Annotated in this window: 16 protein-coding genes and 1 tRNA gene; 13 read left to right on the top strand and 4 right to left on the bottom strand. The window is 45.1% G+C overall.

Annotated elements, in window-relative coordinates:
* Window positions 1-34: 34 nt before the first annotated feature.
* The 8 genes from AC1RNB_RS09955 (at window position 35) to AC1RNB_RS09920 (ending at window position 9,441) form a co-directional block, all read left to right on the top strand.
* Window positions 35-108: transfer RNA gene (locus AC1RNB_RS09955), tRNA-Asp, on the top strand.
* A gap of 270 nt (window positions 109-378) precedes the next feature.
* Window positions 379-1,713 carry a Gfo/Idh/MocA family protein gene (locus tag AC1RNB_RS09950; RefSeq protein ID WP_493082526.1) on the top strand — a complete coding sequence of 445 codons (1,335 nt, stop codon included), beginning with the start codon at window positions 379-381 and terminating at the stop codon, window positions 1,711-1,713.
* A 232-nt stretch (window positions 1,714-1,945) separates the two neighbouring features.
* Window positions 1,946-3,955 (top strand): hypothetical protein, encoded by a 2,010-nt coding sequence (locus AC1RNB_RS09945; protein WP_493082525.1) that lies wholly within the window; start codon window positions 1,946-1,948, stop codon window positions 3,953-3,955.
* Between the two features lie 19 nt (window positions 3,956-3,974).
* Window positions 3,975-4,865, top strand: coding sequence for a hypothetical protein (locus AC1RNB_RS09940; protein ID WP_493082524.1), 891 nt, complete (start codon window positions 3,975-3,977; stop codon window positions 4,863-4,865).
* A gap of 63 nt (window positions 4,866-4,928) precedes the next feature.
* Window positions 4,929-5,813 (top strand): hypothetical protein, encoded by an 885-nt coding sequence (locus tag AC1RNB_RS09935; RefSeq protein ID WP_493082523.1) that lies wholly within the window; start codon window positions 4,929-4,931, stop codon window positions 5,811-5,813.
* An 89-nt stretch (window positions 5,814-5,902) separates the two neighbouring features.
* Window positions 5,903-7,081: an acetyltransferase domain-containing protein gene (locus AC1RNB_RS09930; protein ID WP_493082522.1), complete on the top strand. Its 1,179-nt coding sequence runs from the start codon at window positions 5,903-5,905 to the stop codon at window positions 7,079-7,081.
* Between the two features lie 33 nt (window positions 7,082-7,114).
* Complete coding sequence (locus AC1RNB_RS09925; protein WP_493082521.1) at window positions 7,115-7,765, top strand: methyltransferase domain-containing protein; 651 nt, start codon at window positions 7,115-7,117, stop codon at window positions 7,763-7,765.
* Window positions 7,766-7,791: 26 nt separating this feature from the next.
* Complete coding sequence (locus tag AC1RNB_RS09920) at window positions 7,792-9,441, top strand: SulP family inorganic anion transporter (RefSeq protein ID WP_493082520.1); 1,650 nt, start codon at window positions 7,792-7,794, stop codon at window positions 9,439-9,441.
* A gap of 181 nt (window positions 9,442-9,622) precedes the next feature.
* On the opposite strand, the gene AC1RNB_RS09915 is transcribed toward AC1RNB_RS09920, so the two are convergent.
* The 3 genes from AC1RNB_RS09915 to AC1RNB_RS09905 all read right to left on the bottom strand — a co-directional run bounded on the left by AC1RNB_RS09915 (window position 9,623) and on the right by AC1RNB_RS09905 (window position 14,578).
* Complete coding sequence (locus AC1RNB_RS09915) at window positions 9,623-10,030, bottom strand: VOC family protein (protein WP_493082519.1); 408 nt, start codon at window positions 10,028-10,030, stop codon at window positions 9,623-9,625.
* 25 nt (window positions 10,031-10,055) lie between these two features.
* Window positions 10,056-12,758, bottom strand: a complete 2,703-nt coding sequence (mutS, locus tag AC1RNB_RS09910; RefSeq protein WP_493082518.1) for a DNA mismatch repair protein MutS — start codon at window positions 12,756-12,758, stop codon at window positions 10,056-10,058.
* A 215-nt stretch (window positions 12,759-12,973) separates the two neighbouring features.
* Window positions 12,974-14,578 (bottom strand): M28 family metallopeptidase, encoded by a 1,605-nt coding sequence (locus tag AC1RNB_RS09905; RefSeq protein ID WP_493082517.1) that lies wholly within the window; start codon window positions 14,576-14,578, stop codon window positions 12,974-12,976.
* A 94-nt stretch (window positions 14,579-14,672) separates the two neighbouring features.
* Between AC1RNB_RS09905 and AC1RNB_RS09900 the strand changes: the two genes are divergently transcribed.
* The 5 genes from AC1RNB_RS09900 to AC1RNB_RS09880 all read left to right on the top strand — a co-directional run bounded on the left by AC1RNB_RS09900 (window position 14,673) and on the right by AC1RNB_RS09880 (window position 18,545).
* Window positions 14,673-15,194 carry an RNA methyltransferase gene (locus AC1RNB_RS09900; protein ID WP_493082516.1) on the top strand — a complete coding sequence of 174 codons (522 nt, stop codon included), beginning with the start codon at window positions 14,673-14,675 and terminating at the stop codon, window positions 15,192-15,194.
* A gap of 91 nt (window positions 15,195-15,285) precedes the next feature.
* Complete coding sequence (locus tag AC1RNB_RS09895) at window positions 15,286-16,188, top strand: UbiA-like polyprenyltransferase (RefSeq protein WP_493082515.1); 903 nt, start codon at window positions 15,286-15,288, stop codon at window positions 16,186-16,188.
* Between the two features lie 313 nt (window positions 16,189-16,501).
* Window positions 16,502-16,912, top strand: coding sequence for a Holliday junction resolvase RuvX (gene ruvX / locus AC1RNB_RS09890; protein ID WP_493082514.1), 411 nt, complete (start codon window positions 16,502-16,504; stop codon window positions 16,910-16,912).
* A 131-nt stretch (window positions 16,913-17,043) separates the two neighbouring features.
* Complete coding sequence (def, locus tag AC1RNB_RS09885) at window positions 17,044-17,622, top strand: peptide deformylase (RefSeq protein WP_493082513.1); 579 nt, start codon at window positions 17,044-17,046, stop codon at window positions 17,620-17,622.
* Window positions 17,619-18,545 (top strand): hypothetical protein, encoded by a 927-nt coding sequence (locus tag AC1RNB_RS09880; RefSeq protein ID WP_493082512.1) that lies wholly within the window; start codon window positions 17,619-17,621, stop codon window positions 18,543-18,545. The genes def and AC1RNB_RS09880 overlap by 4 nt, the downstream gene beginning before the upstream one ends.
* Before the next feature lie 65 nt (window positions 18,546-18,610).
* Here the strand turns inward: AC1RNB_RS09880 and AC1RNB_RS09875 are convergent, their stop codons facing one another.
* Window positions 18,611-19,630, bottom strand: a complete 1,020-nt coding sequence (locus AC1RNB_RS09875; protein WP_493082511.1) for a hypothetical protein — start codon at window positions 19,628-19,630, stop codon at window positions 18,611-18,613.
* Window positions 19,631-19,672 lie beyond the last annotated feature (42 nt).

The raw sequence follows: 19,672 nt of genomic DNA, 5'->3' as shown, positions 1-19,672 counted from the left end.
GAAAAACGGGATGATTTATCCCGCTTGGAGGTACGGATCGGTAGTTCAGTTGGTTAGAATGCCGCCCTGTCACGGCGGAGGTCGCGGGTTCGAGTCCCGTCCGGTCCGCAGAGTGTATCTGCAAAATCTATAAAAGCCCTCAGAATCTTCTTTCTGAGGGCTTTTGCTTTTCCTCACCCCCAACCCCTCTCCACAAAGTGGAGAGGGGAGTTAGCTCCCCTTCTCTACAAAGTAGAGAAGGGGGCGGGGGATGAGTCGATCATTGAATAGCTGAAAGTACCTGTTTACCCAGCAGTTCCTTATTCAACTACCCAGTCTAAACAACGCATTTTTTTATTTATCTTTCTTTCATTAAATCATATCTCAAAATTTCAGCCCATGACCTCCCGGAAAAAATTCCTGCACCAATCCGCTGCCTTATTGGGTGGAGGATTACTGGCATCTGCAATTGACAGCCAGGCCTTCGCTATTTTCAAGAACCGGATCTCGCCCAGTGATCAATTGAATATCGGCGCTATCGGTATCAATGGCATGGGTTGGTCTAATGTGAGAGCCGCTTTAAAAGTTCCGGGTGTGAATCTGGTGGCTGTTTGTGATATTGATAGGAATGTGATTGATAAACGCATGAAAGAACTGGCCGATAAGAGTTATGATACGTCAAAGATCAAAGTATATGGGGATTACCGAAAGCTGCTCGACCAGAAAGATATCGATGCTGTTATCATTGGCACCCCCGATCATTGGCATGCATTGATCATGATTCATGCCTGCCAGGCGGGTAAAGATGTGTATGTGGAAAAACCCGTTGGCAATTCTATTGTAGAATGCAGAACCATGGTAGCGGCACAACAGCGATATAACAAAGTGGTTCAGGCCGGACAATGGCAGCGTAGCCAGCAGCATTTCAGAGATGCGGTTGACTTTGTGCAGAGTGGTCAGCTGGGTAATATCCGTACCGTAAAAGTCTGGTGTTACCAGGGTTGGATGCGTCCGAAACCCGTTGTGGCCGATAGCGCTCCGCCTCCGGGCATTGATTATAAACAATGGCTGGGTCCTGCAGTTACCCGGCCTTTTAATGCCAGTCGTTTTCATTTTGATTTCCGCTGGTTCTGGGATTATGCGGGTGGACTGATGACCGACTGGGGTGTTCACTTACTGGATTATGGTCTGCTGGGTATGAAAGCAGATCTTCCCAAAACCATCTGCGGAATGGGCGGAAAATTTGCCTATCCTGAATTATATGAAGAAACCCCCGACACTTTAACCACTTTATATGAATTTGATGGCTTTAACCTGGTATGGGATTCGGCCATGGGTATTGACAACGGTTCTTACGGAAGGGATCATGGTATTGCCTATATCGGCAATAATGGCACCCTGATTCTTAACCGCGGCGGATGGGAAATCATAGAAGAAAAACAAGGCAAGAATAAAGTGAGCAAACCTTTTGTAAAATCATCCGATAACGGACTGGATAAGCATTGGGAAAATTTTGTTTCTGTAGTGAAATCCAGAAAAACGGAAGACCTCCATTGTTCCATCCAGGCAGGAGCCCATGTGGCAACTGTTGCGCAGATGGGTAATATTTCTTTCCGTACGGGTCAAAAACTACACTGGAACAGAGCCGCAGGTAAATTCACAGATGCTGCGGTGAATGATACTTACCTGCTGGCAAAATATCATAATGGGTATGCTTTACCTAAAATCGGGTGAATACCGGCAACAGAATATACGCATCGTTTTTCCTGAATGGGTATTCGCGATACGGAACTACACAACACGTATAAGAACAAAAGACCTCTGATCGGGGTCTTGGGTCTTTTGTTGTGTGGGGGTATTATTACAGCCATTGCTGCAGTTATGAGTGATAAACTGGTATTTTTTTATACGGGTTTGCTACCTATATTTGAATGGACTATCTTTTCCCTAAACTACTGATTATCCTATGATGAAGCGCCTCTTAATTGCTTTATTATTGCTTGTTCAGGTTGCCCGGGCACAAACCTTTGTCAGCGTCAGGGATTGGCCCATGCCTGCTGGTTATAGCTCCGGACTCGTTACCCCGGGGTTTAAAATTGTACCCAATTTTTTCCTGGAAAATCTGGGCACAAAGACCTACCTGATCCTGAAAATGGAGATCACATTGGCCAGTCCGCGAAACCCAGTGGCCCCATATTCTTATCGGTATATGCGCGGGGGAAAAATTTACACTGACAGGGATCTGGGTTTTGACCCATTTTATCCCATCGGCCTTTCCGCAGCCACTTTCAGCGTGCGGGTGCAGGGACCGGGTGTTAACAAACAAATCAGTTACGAATGGTTTCTTGGCCGTAACCAGGTGGCAGAAGTGCCCAAAGACACCAGGGTGGAAAGTTATGCGGCACATATTCAGGGATTAACCTCGGTTGGCTACCATGGTACAGATGCCATGGACAGGGCTATTACTAATTTTGAGGCAGCAGTTAAGAAAAAAGAAGAAGATGCCAAACGGGCAGAAAGGGAAAAAGCAGATGCTGATAAGAAAAAAATAGATGATGAGAAAAAACGGATAGAAAAGGAAAAGGCAGAAACTGATAAGAAAAAAACAGAGGATGAGAAAAAACGGGCAGAAGCGGAAAAGAATGATCCTTCAAACGGAAGGAGCACATCGGGAGGTAATACAAATGGATCTGATAATAACGGATCTAATTCGTCAGCGGCTAAATTAGCTCCTTTTAATACCTATCCGAACGGTGATCCCTCTATAAAACCGACTGCCACGACCAATCAAGCCAATAAAGGAAAATCTGATCAAAGTTTCTGGTCAGAAAAAAAACAGGAGAAAGCTGGTCCGATTCCGGATCAGTCCATACATAAAAACCTGCCCGATTTTGTGCGCACCACAGATGGGGGGTATTTTCATCGGGGAGAAGACGGAAAATTCAGGCAGGTAACGCAACAGGAGTACCAGGATGCCAAAAATGCTGTTGCTGCCAAATTGCAAAAACCGGTAGAGCAGGAAAAACCCACTCTCACTGCAGAAGAAGTGCGAAGCCAGGTAAATAAAATGTTTGCAGATGCCGAGGCACAGAACAGAGCCATCAACCAGCAGATAGAGCAGAAAGTGGAGATGTGGAAACAAAATTATTATTACGCAGAAGCTATCCGTAACGGAAAAGAAAACCTGGCTGCTCTCAGTTCTTTAAATGGCTCTTATAATTCCGTGCAGCAACTGGAAGCAGCATTCAGTCAGCAAAGCAGTGCTATCAGAGCCGAAGTGCAGAACCTGGAACAGGCACGTAATGCTAAACTGAGCAATGCGGTTAACGGAAATTTTAATGGGAATAGTACAGAACGGGCGATTGGGCAAAGTATGCAGTTGATTGGAGGTATTATCAATAGCAGCAAAGCTGCCAAAGAAGAAAAGGAAGCCAGAGAAGCATTGCGTGCAGAAAGGGAAAGACAATTGGCCGCCATTGCCGCAGCCAAAATGAAAGCCCGTATAGGTATGCGGAATCAGCTGTTACGCAGTTTCCCCAGTGGAGGAACACCACTTACCTCGCATAGAGTAGTATTGCCTGAAGTATACATGTTTGCCTATCTGACAGATATGTCTGCCTTTGATAAGGAACAATCGGTAGTAGCGGTAAGTAATGTTTTCACTGTGCAACAGTATTCTGACGGAACATTTCCCTATAAAACCAGTGTGATCAGCAAATTAAAGGGGTATGCTCCCGGAGAAGTGATACTGGTGGGATATTATGGCGAAAAAGACAAAGCCGAGCAGATGCGTAAAGCTTTTGTTAACCTGGCAGCCCAGAGCGAACTCACTGTAAGAACCTTTGCGATCAAAGCACCACCCGGAACCACTACTGTTTCATCAGGTGCCAGTGGCGATTTCTGGGAAACAGGCGGCAAAAAAAATGCTGCCGATGAAAAGAAAACAGATAAGAAATCAGATTTCTGGAATAATTAAAAACTAAATAAGCTAGTCTATGCGTGTATATGTTGTTCTTTCCTTTTTTCTATTGACATCCCTCCCGGTATTGGCGCAGATGAATGAAACCGAGGCCAAAGCTTCCTATATGCTGGCCGAAGAAAATTATGGCAAGGGTAATTACCCGGTAGCACTCACTTTTCTGAAAAATGCGAAAGCCAGCCTGGGCGGGGCCAACTGTAAGATTCTCTATCTCCAGATCCAGATAGAAAGCGAGCTGGCTAAAACCAGAAAAAATTACAGAGATAGTTTACTGAAAACCATCACTGTTTTTCAGAACTCGCCGGATATCAAAGATTTTAATGAGGACAAAGTATTAGAAGTGGTGAAGATGAAACTGGAAATAGCCCAAAAAGCGGCGGAAGAAGCGGCACTGCTGGCAGAGCAGAAACTGGCAGAAGAAGCGAAGAGTGCAAAGACTTTTAAAGACTGGCGTTTTACCGCAGGACTGAACTTAGGGCTCACGGTGAAAGAAGCAGAAAAAATGTACCCGACTTTTTTTCGCAGAACAAAAACTGAAGTTAGTCAGGATTATCCCGGGCTGGAAATGATCACTTCAAAGCCTGTGTCTGGTTCTAACTATACCACTACCGCTTCTATTTTTGTTAAAAACAATAAAATAGTGGGTAACAGGTTGTTGCTTGAATATGAAGAGGGCGACAGTAAAAAAAATAATTACGAAGCATTCAAAAAATCGATGTTGGACGAGCGGGATAGAAACAATAAACTATTCGGTTTTGAAGCCATTTCGCTTCCTTCTGTTGATGGATTAGGATTCGTGTGGAAGAAAAAAGGGAAAACGTTTACACGTGTCTGGACAAATATCACTAAAAAGGGAGATGGATTTTATGGGATCTATATTTCGGATATAGTGGATGAGTCTAATTGATTTTTTACAGTTTCTTTTCAGAAAACAGTCCTTCATTATCTGGGAAAACGATAATTCGTTTATATGAATCGTATGAAAAATGTGTTATTTGTTTGCCTGATATTGGTTTTCATACAGCCACTTTATAGCCAGGTTAACGAAACAGAAGCCAAAGCCGCATACATGCTGGCCGAAGAGAATTATGGCAAGGGTAATTACCCCGTTGCGCTTACTTTTCTAAAAAATGCCAAAGCCAAACTGGGTGGAGCCAACTGTAAAATACTGTATCTCCAGATACAGATAGAAAGTGAACTCGCTAAAACACAAAGAAATTACCAGGATAGTTTACTGAAAACCATTATGGCTTTTCAAACTTCACCGGATATCAAAGAGTTCAATGAGGATAAAGTATTGGAAGTGGTGAAAATGAAAATGGAGATGGAGCAGAAAGGAATAGAAGAGAAGGAACTAAAGGAAAAAAGAGCAGCTGATTCTGTTAGCAGAGAAAAGCTTTTCAAAGATTTTTCAATAACCCAGGGATGGGAGTTGGGACAAACCCTGGAAGAAGCAGAGAAAAAACATGCCAATTTTTTCAGGCGAACTTCGAGTGAAAAAAGTGGTCTTTTCCCGGGACTGAAACTGATCAGTTCAAAAGATGTGGCCGATGTATCGGTGTATGTAAATGCGAATAAGAAAATTATCGGCTTCAGAACCAATATCGAGTATCCAAGACTGATCAGCAAATACCAGAACTATACTTCGGGGAAAGAGCTTAAGATGAAGATGGTAGATGCTTATACACAAATGTTCGGATTTACGCCGGTAACCGGATATGTCAGCCCCGACGGACTACAATATATCTGGAAAAAGAATAAGAAATCAGTTATTATATCCTGGATGGTTTTTAAGAATGGGAATGGATTTTATGGAAATGACTACTCGTATGTAGTGGATGAAGCCATTCAGTAGTAAACCAGCAGGGAAATAAGTTCCTGATTTTTGTAATCTGAAAGCTGGCAAAACAGCAATAGTTTCCGTATTTTCCCCAAAACAAGATTATGGAAATATTGGCTGTCTTAAAAAAACGCATCGATTCCATCGATATCCTACGCGGAAGCATTATGATTATCATGGCATTGGACCATGTACGCGATTTTTTTCATACAGGCGCTATGACCAGCGATCCTACCAATCCGGCTACTACCACCCCCATTCTTTTTTTCACCAGGTTTATCACCCATTTCTGTGCGCCGGTATTTGTTTTTCTTGCAGGTACTTCCGCTTTTCTGGCAGGCACCAAAAAGACCAAAAAGGAAATGTCTGTTTTCCTGCTCAAGCGAGGGGTATGGTTGATCATTCTTGAGATCACTATTTTTAATCTGCTGTTTTCTTTCGACCCCCTTTATCATTTTCTGGGACTGCAGGTGATCTGGGTAACCGGGTTATCCATGATATTACTCGCCGCATTTTTATACCTGCCTTTACCTGCTCTATTCGTGATAGGTCTTGTGATGGTTGCGGGTCATAATATGCTGGATACCTTCAATTCTTCCGCCATGGAAAAAACGCCCCTCTGGTGGGCCCTGCTGCACCAGCAATATTTTACCCAATATACACCTGGCAGATTTTTTGGTGTATTGTACCCCCTGATTCCCTGGCCGGGAATTATGTTACTTGGGTATTGTATGGGCGCATTATTTGTACCAGGCTATGATGCCGTAAAACGCAGACGTAAGCTCATTGGGTTCGGTTTGGGTGCCACCATCGCCTTTTTTGTGATCCGTTGGTTTAATGCCTACGGCGATCTGGTACCCTGGACAGAACAGAAAAACACAACGGCCACCATCCTTTCCTTTTTTAATGTAACCAAGTATCCGCCATCCTTACTGTACTGCTGTATCACCCTTGGCCCCGCATTGATTGTGCTGGCATGGTTGGAAAAAGCCAAGGGTAAATGGACAGAATGGGTGGTTATCTATGGCAGGGTGCCTATGTTTTATTACCTGCTGCATTTTTTTCTCATTCATCTCTTATGTACCATCGCTTTTTTTGCTACAGGGTTTACCATGGAGCAGGCCGCAACGGGTATGATGTTGTTCCGGCCCAATGAGTTTGGGTTCTCGCTGGGCATTGTGTACCTGATCTGGATAGCCGTGGTACTGATTTTATACCCTTTCTGCAAACGGTACAGTCGGTACAAAGCCACCCATACACACTGGTGGTTATCTTACCTGTAAAACTATTTGCGGGTAAAATGGTAACTTTGTACAATGAAAGCAGGTAAAATGGTTCAAAAGGAACCATTACATACAACGCAAGCTGTTCATACAGAACCCGGTCTCCTGCAAAAATGGTTTGCATCTGATGGGCAGTTTCATCAGCTGTATCCCGAACCGGTGCGTGCACAGGCCAATATGCATTGGACACCCCTGCATGTGGCACGAAAAGCTGCCGAATTTCTTACGGCCGACAAACACAAACACATACTCGATATTGGCAGTGGTGGCGGTAAATTCTGCCTCGCTGCGGCGTATTATTGTCCGGAAGGGATCTACACCGGCATCGAACAAAGAGCCAGTCTGGTAGCCAACGCAGAAGAGGCGAACCGCATATTGGGGTTACCCCATGTTTCTTTCCTTCACCAGAATATCCTGGATACAGACCTGGCTGCCTATGATCATTTTTATTTCTTCAACGCTTTTTACGAGAACCTCGACGATAGTTTCCGCATAGATGAGTCGCTTACCTACTCGCGCGAACTGTATGCACAATATAACCGGCATCTATTCCGCCAGCTCGAGAAAAAACCTCCCGGTACACGTATCGTTACCTTTCACAGCACAGAAAATGAAATGCCGGGTAATTACATGGAAGTAAGTGTGTCGGCCGATGAACTGCTGAAATGCTGGATCAGGGTATAAATTGTTGTACGATTAAATAAAGGATGATGTTTAAACCCAAACTGGTTGATTCGCTGAAAAATTACAACCGCCAACAGTTCTCCAAAGACCTGATGGCGGGTATGATTGTGGGTATTGTAGCCTTACCATTGGCCATTGCTTTTGCCATTGCTTCAGGCGTATCGCCGGAGAAGGGTTTGTTTACAGCGGTAGTAGCCGGTTTTATCATTTCTGCTTTGGGAGGAAGTAAAGTACAGATAGGAGGGCCCACAGGTGCATTTATTGTAGTGGTATATGGCATTGTACAACAGTTTGGCGTTAATGGATTGATCATCGCCACTTTCATGGCCGGGGTAATGCTTGTAGGGATGGGCTTTGCAAGGTTGGGGGCTGTGATCAAGTTTATCCCGCATCCGCTCATCATCGGTTTTACCAGCGGTATCGCATTGATCATTTTTTCTTCACAGGTTAAAGATTTTCTCGGATTACAAATGGGGGCCGTGCCAGCAGATTTCACAGATAAATGGATTTCCTATGCCGGACATCTCTCAACCATCAACTGGACCTCTTTCCTGATCGCCGGTATTACCGTACTCATCATCCAGGTATGGCCCCGGGTATCGCATAAAATCCCCGGCTCGCTGGTGGCCATTCTGTTAACCACCGCAGCCGCTTATTTTTTACATTTACCTGTTGAAACCATTGGCAGTCGTTTTGGTAGTATTCCCTCTTCGCTTCCCTCACCTGTATTGCCGGCCTTTGATCTGGAGACTGTTAAAAAACTCATACCTGCCGCTTTCACCATTGCGTTGTTAGGCGGAATAGAATCTCTTTTATCGGCCGTAGTAGCAGATGGTATGATAGGAGGTAACCACCGATCCAATATGGAACTGGTGGCCCAGGGTACGGCCAATATTTTTTCTTCCCTGTTTGGCGGTATACCGGCAACAGGTGCTATTGCCAGAACGGCCACAAATGTAAAAAATGGGGGAAGGACGCCGGTAGCAGGGATTGTGCATGCCCTCACCCTGTTGCTGATCATGTTATTTGTAGGTAAATGGGCCGCCCTTATACCCATGGCTACACTGGCGGGTATCCTGGTAGTAGTAGCCTATAACATGAGCGAGTGGGAGAGTTTTGTCTCAGTATTCAAAGGCCCCCGCAGCGATGTGGCGGTACTGGTAACTACTTTTCTCTTAACTGTATTGGTAGATCTTACGGTGGCCATCGAAATCGGTATGGTGCTGGCCGTATTCCTTTTTATGCAGAAGATGATTAAGTTCAGCGATGTAAGCAGTATGACGGCACAGTCTGATGAGAACAGCATTGATGCAGACTCCATAGATAATTACCAGTTACCTAAACAGGTAGAAGTATTCGAGATCACCGGCCCCCTGTTCTTTGGTGCCGCCTACAAATTCAAAGACGCCATGCGTTTTATTGAAAAACCACCCAAAATTCTCATCATCCGCATGCGCAAAGTGCCCATCATTGATGCTACCGGTATCAAAACATTACAGGAAGTGTACAAAGAATCCAGACACAAAGGCACTAAAATCATTCTCTCCGAAGTGCACAGCACACAGGTTTTACAGGAACTGAAAGATGCGCGCTTACTCTTTGCAGTAGGCAAGGCCAATGTAACCGAAACCTTTCCCGCCGCAATAGAACGCAGCAAAAAAATATTGGCCGGTTAGTGTCTGACCTTGTTTTTAGGAACAATCCCTCTTTACCTCTTTTTCTCTTTAGCTCTTAGTGAACCATCCTCCATCATCATCGAAATAACTACGGGTTCGATAGAACGAGAGGGTAAAACTGTAAGTACTAATCAGTTAGTGCGATTATGCTCTTGAATCTCCTGAAAAATGGGAAGTTACTTTATGGAGCAGGGAACTTACTTTTCTGTTGAATCAGGTCCCACAGATTGCCATAGAGGTCTTCAAATACCGCCACCGTTCCGTATTCTTCTTCCTTTGGTGTACGGATGAATTTGATATTCTTTGCCGTCATGTCTTTGTAGTCGCGCCAGATATCATCTGTGTTCAGGAACATAAATACGCGGCCACCGGTTTGGTTACCCACCCTTGTTTGCTGTTCATCGGTAGCTGCTTTGGCGAGGAGGATACTACACTCTTTGGCACCGGGTGGTGCTACCAGTACCCAGCGTTTGGTTTCATTCAGTACCGTGTCTTCGAGTAAATTGAAGTGGAGTTTCTGCGTATAAAAAGCGATAGCTTCATCATAATCTTTTACAACCAGCGCAAAATGGGTAATGTATTGTTGCATAATAAGCAGGTAGGGTAGTGAAGGATTATTTCAACAGGCTTTTGATCTCATTCAGTTTCATCAGCGCTTCTACCGGTGTAAGCCGGTTGATGTCGAGGTCGTTGAGCTTTTTGCGGATCTCATCAAAGGTTTCTGAGTGGGCATCAAAGATGGAGAGTTGCATCTGTGGTGCCGCCATATTTTTCAAACGCTGCCCCATATCGGTCGGGACGCTCAAAGCGGCCCGACCGATATGGGGCAGCGGAGGCTGTGCTTGAACGCTAGTACTATTCTCATTACCACTATTCAGGCCGCTTTGAGCATCCCGGCCCGTGGCAGATCTTTCTTCCAGTTGTCCCAGAATCTCATTGGCCCGATCAATCAACGTTGCCGGCATTCCTGCCATTTTCGCCACATGGATACCAAAGCTATGGGTACTGCCGCCTCTGGCCAGCTTACGCAGGAAGATGATCCTGTTACCCACTTCCTTATTGGTTACATGAAAATTCTGTACACGGGGTAATTTCTCTTCCAGTTCATTCAGTTCATGGTAGTGTGTGGCAAACAAAGTTTTTGGGGCTGCAGGCGAGCCGTGCAGGTATTCTACAATACTCCACGCAATCGAAATACCATCATACGTAGAGGTACCCCGGCCGATCTCATCCAGTAAGATCAGGCTGCGTGGCGAAATATTGTTGATGATGCTGGCGGTCTCATTCATCTCCACCATAAAAGTAGATTCTCCGCCGCTCAGGTTATCGCTGGCGCCTACTCTTGTAAAGATCTTATCGGTCAGCGGCACACGTGCACTGGCCGCCGGTACAAAACTACCCATATGCGCCATCAGTGTAATCAATGCCGTTTGCCGCAGTATAGCACTCTTACCACTCATATTCGGACCGGTAAGAATGATGATCTGCTGATCAGTTGAGTTAAGCGTGATATCGTTGGCGATATAACTTTCTCCCGCAGGTAAATTTCTTTCAATTACCGGGTGACGGCTTTCTGTAAATGCCAGGTCATACCCTTCGTGCAGTTCAGGCTTCTTATAGTTATACTGCAAAGCATTCTCCGCAAAACAAATCAGACAATCCAGCGTAGCTAAAATATTTCCGTTGATCTGTATCGGTGCAATATAATCCTGCAGGGCAAGCAGGAGTTTATCGTAAAGATCCATCTCAATCGCCAGGATCTTATCTTCTGCGCCCGTGATCTTTTCTTCGTATTCTTTTAATTCAGGCGTAATATACCGTTCCGCGTTAGCCAGCGTTTGTTTGCGGATCCAGTCGGTCGGCACTTTGTTTTTGTGAATATTGGTTACTTCGAGATAATACCCAAACACATTATTGAAACTGATCTTCAATGAAGAGATGCCGGTTTTCTCCGCTTCCCTTTGCTGAATATTCACCAGAAATTCTTTTCCGCCACTGGCGATATTTCGCAGCATATCCAGTTCTTCGTGTACACCCGCTCTGATCACTTCTCCTTTGTTTACAGCCACCGGCGGATTTTCACTGATCTCCCGCAGAATTTTTTCCACTATCAGATGACAACCATTCAAAGCATCGGATAATCTTTGCAGATAAGGATTAGCCGCAGTAGCACAAAGCTGTTTGATCTGCTCTGTCTGCTCTAATCCCCTTGCCAGGTGCATCACTTCCCGCGGATTGATCTTTCTCATGGGTATCTTGCTCACCAGGCGCTCAATATCTCCACAGATTTTGATGGATTGTGTTAGTTGCTTGCGCAAATCGGCCTGTAATACCAGAAAAGCAACCGTATCCAGCCTTTCATTGATACGGCTCAGTTCTTTCAGCGGAAAGATCATCCAGCGGTGCAGCATCCGGGCACCCATGGGACTCACCGTATTATCCAGCACTTTTAATAAGCTGTTGCCAGTATCGGTACCGGTATAGAGTAATTCGAGGTTGCGGATGGTAAAGCGGTCCATCCACAAAAAATCTTCTCTTTCCATCCGCTGGATAGAAGTGATATGCTGCAGGTGCGGATGTTCCGTTTCTTTCAGGTAATAGAGTATGGCTCCGGCGGCGGTGATGCCCTGATGCAGGCCCTCAATGCCGAATCCTTTCAGCGAATGTGTCTGAAAATGTTTCAGTAAGCTTTCAGTGGCAAATGCTTCATCAAAGATCCAGCTCTCCATGGTATAGGTGTAGAACTTTGGCCCGAAAATTTCCTTGAAATGTTTCTGGTAACTGCGCTGGTAAATAACTTCTGCGGGTTTCAGGCCCTGCAGCAGTTTGTCAATGTATTCATCATTACCTTCAGCGATAAAAAATTCGCCCGTAGAAATATCCAGAAAAGCGATGCCTGTTTGTTTCTCAGTAAAATGAACCGCCGCTAAAAAGTTATTACTGTTATGCTCCAGCAGTTTATCGTTGGTGGCAACGCCCGGTGTTACCATTTCGGTTACACCCCGCTTCACAATTCCTTTCACCGTTTTGGGATCTTCCAACTGATCGCAGATGGCTACCCGGTAACCGGCTTTTACCAGTTTGTGCAGGTAAGTATCCAGCGCATGGTGCGGAAAGCCCGCCAGCTCGCTGGAAGAAGCGGCACCATTATTCCGCTTGGTCAATGTAATGCCCAGCACTTTGGAAGCAATAATGGCATCTTCCCCAAAGGTTTCATAAAAATCTCCCACCCGAAACAGCAGAATAGCATCCGGGTATTTCTGTTTAATAGCCCGGTGTTGCTGCATTAAAGGAGTATCTGCGCTCGATTTTGACATGGGCAACAAATATACTGATGTGCTTATTCTGAGTAGGGATATTCGGGGGGATGTGGAAAGAAAGTTTGGAGTTTGGGGTTGGGAGTTTGGGGTTGGGAGTTTGGGGTTGGGGCATAAAAAAGCAGGAGCCCGGATTCCTAGAACACCCTTGACTCCTGCCTGATAACTATTAACTCTTTAAATTATTAACTCCAAACTCCAAACTCCAAACTGCTCTAAAACCCAAACCCTCCCGCCGGTCTCGGCTTTGGCATTTCTTTCCGGGGCAGTTTGGCATCGCGCTGAGAAGCGTTGTAAACAAAGGCGGCCACAATGGTAGCAATCTGTTTCAGGTCGGCTTCAATCAGGTGATCGTACACATCCATATTACTGTGGTGTGTGCGGGTATCATATTCGATCGGGTCCTGGATAAACTGGAAACCGGGCAATCCCACTGCATCAAATGCCTGGTGATCGGTACCGCCGGTGTTGCTGATGGTAACGGTGGTAGCACCCAGGTCTTTGAAAGGAGCGAGCCATTGTGCAAAAATATCGCGGCAGGCTTCGTTACCCTGCAGGTAAATACCACGGATCTTGCCGGTACCATTATCGATATTAAAATAAGAAGAGAATTTCTCATGCGCCGGTGTTGTTTGCATGGTAGCCGGATCAGCGAAAGTATTTTTTACATATCCTCTTGATCCCAATAATCCCTGCTCTTCACCACTCCATAAACCAATACGAATGGTACGGCGGTTGTTGAATCCAAGTGATTTCAGGATCCGGATGGCCTCCATCATCACAGAAGAGCCGGATGCATTATCGGTAGCACCGGTGCCGGTCTGCCAGCTATCAAGGTGGGCACCAATCATCACCACTTCATCTTTTAATGCGGGATCGGTTCCCGGAATTTCCGCTATTACATTATACCCGTTCAGGTCTTTTGTATGGAATTTGGTTTTTACATCCACGTCCATCTTTACCGTTTCACCTGCTTTGGCCAAACGGAGAATGGTGTTATAATCTTCGATACCCAAAACGATATCAGGAAAATTCTCCGGGTCACTGGCTTTATACGCACCACCGCCCTGGGCAAAAATGGTTCCATCATGACTGCGGGTGCTGCCATTACTGATAAGCGCAACAGCACCTTCTGCCTTGGCCATATTTTTCAATACGGTCAGCATACGGGCAGCCGGGTTATTGAACCGGGCCATCATGGCTTCACGCTGTCTTCGCTGAGCAGCCGTATCTACTGGCTGACGGGAAGCAGCAGCAGGTGCCGTTGCTTTGGCCATGGCATCCAGATCGGCATCGGTATACCTTACGGCATCGGCTTTAAAACTGTGTTTGTAGGGTGTAGCCTGGTCAATAATCAGCAGTTTGCCTTTCAGTTGTCCGCGGTAGGCTTCCAGTCCGGCAGAATCCTTGGCATTGATCACCAGTATTTCCGCACTCTTCTGTCCTTTGGTACCCGCGGTCCATGTCTTAGGATAAGCAGACAGTGATTTATAATAAGGAGCAGTAATGGCTACATAACTTTTTTCCAGTTCCCATCCTTTACCAAATTCGCCCCAGGGTTGTACAGTGGCATTGGTGAGTCCCCAGCCCGCCAGGGTTTCCCTGGCATAATTGGCAGCCCGGTTAAAACCCGGAGATGCCGTTAGGCGGTTACCACTTTTATCGGTAAGATGAAAGGCTATTTCCATGACTTTGGAATTTTCCAGGCCTTCTTTCCGGATCTTCTGCATCATGGCAGGATCTACATTCTCTGATTGTGCCAGGCCTGCGAAAGGGAGGGCCAAAGCCAACATGACCGACAGGCGGGTGTTTTTTCTCATAGCTGAAATGTTTAAGTTTTGGGAAGAACAAAATAGCAAATCTTACTCATTTTAACCGATCCTTTATTTGAATGGATGGAACTACCTTTGCGCCATGCGAAAACTGACCATGGATGAGCTTGGCCGGATGTCGGTGGATGCCTTTAAACAGGCTGAAAAGAATCCCGTAATGGTGGTGCTCGATAATATCCGGAGCATGCACAATGTGGGCAGCGTGTTCCGCACAGCCGATGCTTTTCTGGCCGGCGGCATCTGTTTATGTGGCTATACACCTCAGCCGCCGCACCGCGACATCCATAAAACGGCCCTTGGCGCTACAGAAACCGTTGATTGGCTGTATTTTTCCACTACCAAAGAAGCAGTGCAGGAACTGAAACAGAGAGGGTACAAAGTGTATGCGATAGAACAGGTGGAGAATAGTATTCCCTTACAGCAGTTTAACCGGGGCGATGATAAAATTGCACTGGTCTTTGGCAATGAAGTGGAAGGGGTAGATGTTAACGTATTACCGCTTTGTGATGGCAGTATCGAAATTCCACAGTTCGGCATGAAACATTCGCTGAATATCTCGGTGGCGGCGGGGATTGTGTTGTGGGAGATGGTGAGGGGGCAATAAGTCAATGAGTGAATGAGTGGATGAGTGAATAAATGATAGGATGATAGGATGATAGAATGAATGAGGGAAGAATGTTTTTTAATGAGATGATATGACAACAGTAAAGAAATATTTAAGTCTGGTGAAATTTTCGCATACCATTTTTGCGATGCCGTTTGCGTTGATTGGTTTTTTTCTGGGGATCACATATATGCAGAAACATCCGGAGGCGGGGGAATTGATTTTTAAGGCTACGGCAATGGATGGTTGGGGCATGAAACTGTTCCTCGTGCTGGCCTGTATGGTTACGGCAAGAAGTGCGGCAATGGCTTTCAACCGTTATCTCGATAGAAGTTTTGATGCCAAAAATCCCCGTACGGCCATCCGGGAAATTCCGGCAGGTATTATTTCGGCCAATAGTGCGCTGCGTTTTGTGATATTGAATTGTGTGCTGTTTGTAACGGCCACTTATTTTATCAATGATATCTGTTTTTTCCTTTCGCCCGTGGCGTTGTTTGTGATCCTGTTTTATAGTTATACCAAACGGTTCACAGCTTTGTGTCATATTGTGTTGGGTCTTGGACTTTCACTGGCACCTATCGGCGCTTATCTGGCTGTAACCGGTCGCTTCGATATACTGCCCATCCTGTTTTCTATGGCTGTTATTTTCTGGGTGAGTGGGTTTGATGTGATCTATGCCTTACAGGATGTGGAATTTGACCAGTCGCAGGAACTTTATTCCATTCCCAGTGTGCTCGGCAAAGCCAAAGCACTGCGGGTATCTGAAATATTACATGTGTGCAGTTCGGCTTGTGTGATAGCTGCAGGCATCTATGGCGGGTTTCACTGGTTGTACTGGATAGGGATTCTGGTTTTTGTGGGCATGCTTGTTTACCAGCATTCTATCGTAAAACCCAACGACCTCAGTAAAGTGAATATCGCTTTTATGACAGCCAATGGCATTGCCAGTGTGGTATTTGCCCTGTTTGTGATAGGAGATCTGTTAATGATGTAGCTGCTTACACGATGAAAATGTAAAAAAGCACAAGTTCCCAAGTTAACTTGGTTTAATCCGGTATTTGAAAAAAAGCGTTAAGAAATTTACAGAATGGAGCGTTAAGAAATGAACGATGCCTGGCTTAGATAAGCGGTTGAATGGCATATTTGCACAACCATAGTTGTGATGATTGGCTTTAGACTTCGTTCATTTTAGCGGAATGGAGTTACTTTTAAAATAGGGTCTAATGGGTATCTATATTTACCAGATTCAGAAGCAAAAACTAGCTATTTTATTTTTCTTTTAGTTATTTACAAAATACTCAATTACTATGGCCCGGATCATCTGTATCGATTATGGCGGAAAAAGAACCGGACTCGCGGTTACGGATCCTTTACAGATCATTGCCACTTCTTTAACCACCATCGAAACCAAAGACCTGATCTCCTTCCTCAAAAAATATTTCCAGGAAGAAGCGGTTGAACTGATCCTGATCGGTGAACCCCTGAATCTCGATGATACAGCCACCCATGCTACCCCATTAGTGAAAGCGGCGATCGTTCGGCTGAAGAAGGAGTTTCCGGCTATACCTATTCAAACCGTAGATGAACGGTACACTTCCAAAATGGCTTCCCGTGCCATGGTAGAAATGGGGATGAAGAAAAAAGACCGTCGCATCAAGGGTAATGTTGACCAGATCGCAGCCACCATTATGTTGCAGGAATTTCTGCAGAATAAGTGATCTGTTCATCTGCCTGTGAAATAAAGCTGACGAATTAACGCATCATTCACCAATTTACCCCGATTCTCATTTGCCGGTTGCCCCCTTTTCCGGTATTTTTGCGGCATTTTGATACTTATAACCGCTTAGAAATGATTTTTCCGATCGTCGCATATGGGGCTCCCGTTTTACGGAAACTGGCCCGGGATATTGAACCCGGTTATCCCGGTCTGGCCACTTTGATAGAAGATATGTGGGAAACCATGTATGCCAGTAACGGGGTAGGATTGGCTGCACCGCAGATTAACAGGGATATCCGCTTGTTTGTGATGGATAGTACCCAGATCTTTGCCAACCTGGAAAAAGACGAAGAAGGGGTGTACCCCGATGCACCCGGTATCAAACGGGTTTTTATCAATGCACAGGTACGATCGCTCGAGGGCGAAGAATGGGCCTATAATGAAGGCTGTTTAAGTATTCCCAAGATCCGCGAAGATGTGAGCCGCGCCGAAACAGTGGTAATGGATTATCTCGACGAACAATTTCAACCGCATACAGAAACCTTTAACGGTATTACGGCAAGGGTGATTTTGCATGAGTATGACCATATAGAAGGCAAACTCTTTATCGATTATCTCAAACCGCTACGCCGTAAAATGCTGCAGGGAAAATTGAATGATATCAGTAAAGGGAAAATCCGCGTAGATTATAAAATGATATTCCCCAAATGATGCGATATAGTTTTTTCTGTCTGCTCCTGCTCTCTTATACTGCTTCCTTCGCCCAGGATACGTCTGTGGTTATTGACGAAAAACGCTTTACCCTGAGTGAAGTAGTAGTTCGGAATAATTTCGATTATAAAACACTGCTAACCCAGATCAAAGAAGACACTACTTTCTATAAAGCCTTCCGCAACCTGCGCATACTCGGATTCAGCTCTTATAACGATATAAAAATGCTGGATAAAAAGGGGGGGGTCAAAGCTTCTCTTTCCAGTAAAACCCGGCAGAACCATACCGCCAATTGCCGAACCATGGATGTGCTGGAAGAAACGGTGACCGGCGATTTCTACGACCGGAAAAATGACTACAATTACATGACCCCGGAATTATATGCCGGTTTGTTTTTTACCAAGGGACAGGTTTGCGGAGAAAATAATATTGTGAAAGGCCGTAACCTCCGCTTCAGCGATAAAAAGGGAATTGAAAAACACAAAGAGCAGTTGAAAATGTTGTTCTTCAATCCTGGTAAAAAGATCCCCGGCATTCCTTTTATCGGTGACAAACTGGACCTGTACGATGAGGATGCACACAAATTATATGATTACAGATTGGATATAGAAGAGTTTCATGGCGGACTGGCCTATGTGTTTGCCATCGCGCCCAAAGAAAACAAGGAGAAAAGCGACAGGGTGGTGGTAGACCAGATGGTTACCTGGTTTGATATGAAAACCCTGGAAGTATTGGCGCGCAATTACTCGCTCAGCTATAAAGCCGGTGTCTATGATTTTGATGTGAGCATGGAAGTGGAAATGACCAAATTTGATGGATTAACCGTTCCCAAAATCCTCCGTTACCGTGGTAACTGGGATGTGATCTTCAAGAAAAGGGAAAGGGGGCTTTTTACAGCCACACTGTTCGATTTTAAAAGATAAAAAAACAAGGGCCGCAATTGCGGCCCTTTCTATACCCCCCGGTATATGTTCAACAATGAACTTCTTTATAATTCGTCTAATTCTTTCAGGATATTCTGCAGGCTCTTCTTTTCAGGAGAGAGTTTGTAACTCGTGGTAAGTGTTACACTATTGATCTCTTTCTCACCCCAATAAAAGTCGCTGCCTATTTTGGATAGAGAGATCAGTTTGATCTTACTCCGCAACGGAATATTTTTAGCGAAGAAAGAGCGTGAAGCATAATCTCCCTTGCAGTTAACTACGATCTTACGTCCGTCTATAACGATAAATACGGCTGTGTTTTTATTGGTAAAATTGGGCGATAAAACAGCGGTTACTTTTACCCTCGGCAAAGTGCTGTCTATATACCTGCTGGCCGTAACCCAACGCAGGTTTTTGGATACCAGTTCATATCCATAATAGGAAGGAACCAGCGGGTTATTACTCAACTTAGACCAGGTAGGCAGAAAGTTGGTGTTAAAATCCCTTATCCACGAGAAAACAGTATCAATCCCCTTCGGCGGAACGGGTATCGCTTCCCTGCCGTAAAAAGCCTGCATATCTGCTTTGGCTGTATCTATATCATGGAATTTGATCCGGAAAGTGCTATCGGTAACGAGGCGCAGTTCATTTCCTTCTTTTGATACGCGGATAAAAAAGCCGCCACCGGTTTCGAGCAAACTGCCATCGGCCGTAGTAGTGGGTTTAAATACACGTAAAAAATCTCCTTTCCGCCGCAAGGGTAATAATTCCACCCTTACATTTCCCTGGGGAGTGCCGGTTGATCCGGGTCCCACCAGACTGTTAGGTTTGAATTCCAGTTCCAGGCTATCACCAAAAAACAGTTTACCGCCGTTAACCGCATTAAAAGAATCCACCAGTACTTCTTTGGGATGCAGGAGATCGAACAGATCATTCACAGAATGGGTACTGAGCAGATTTTTTACCCATGCCGTATCATTCAGCGGATGATTGGTATACGTGGTGAAATTGTCAGACAGTTCCTTCTTGCAGGAAGCAAGGAAGAGCGCAGACAAACCTACCATGATGTGTAAAATTCTTTTCATAACGTTCCTGTCTATCAGATACCCAACGGGTATCTTTTGCTG

The sequence above is a fragment of the Sediminibacterium sp. GW821-FHT12F12 genome (assembly GCF_058806635.1).
Note: the sequence above shows the minus strand (reverse complement) of the source record. Positions and strands in the feature narration are given on the sequence as shown.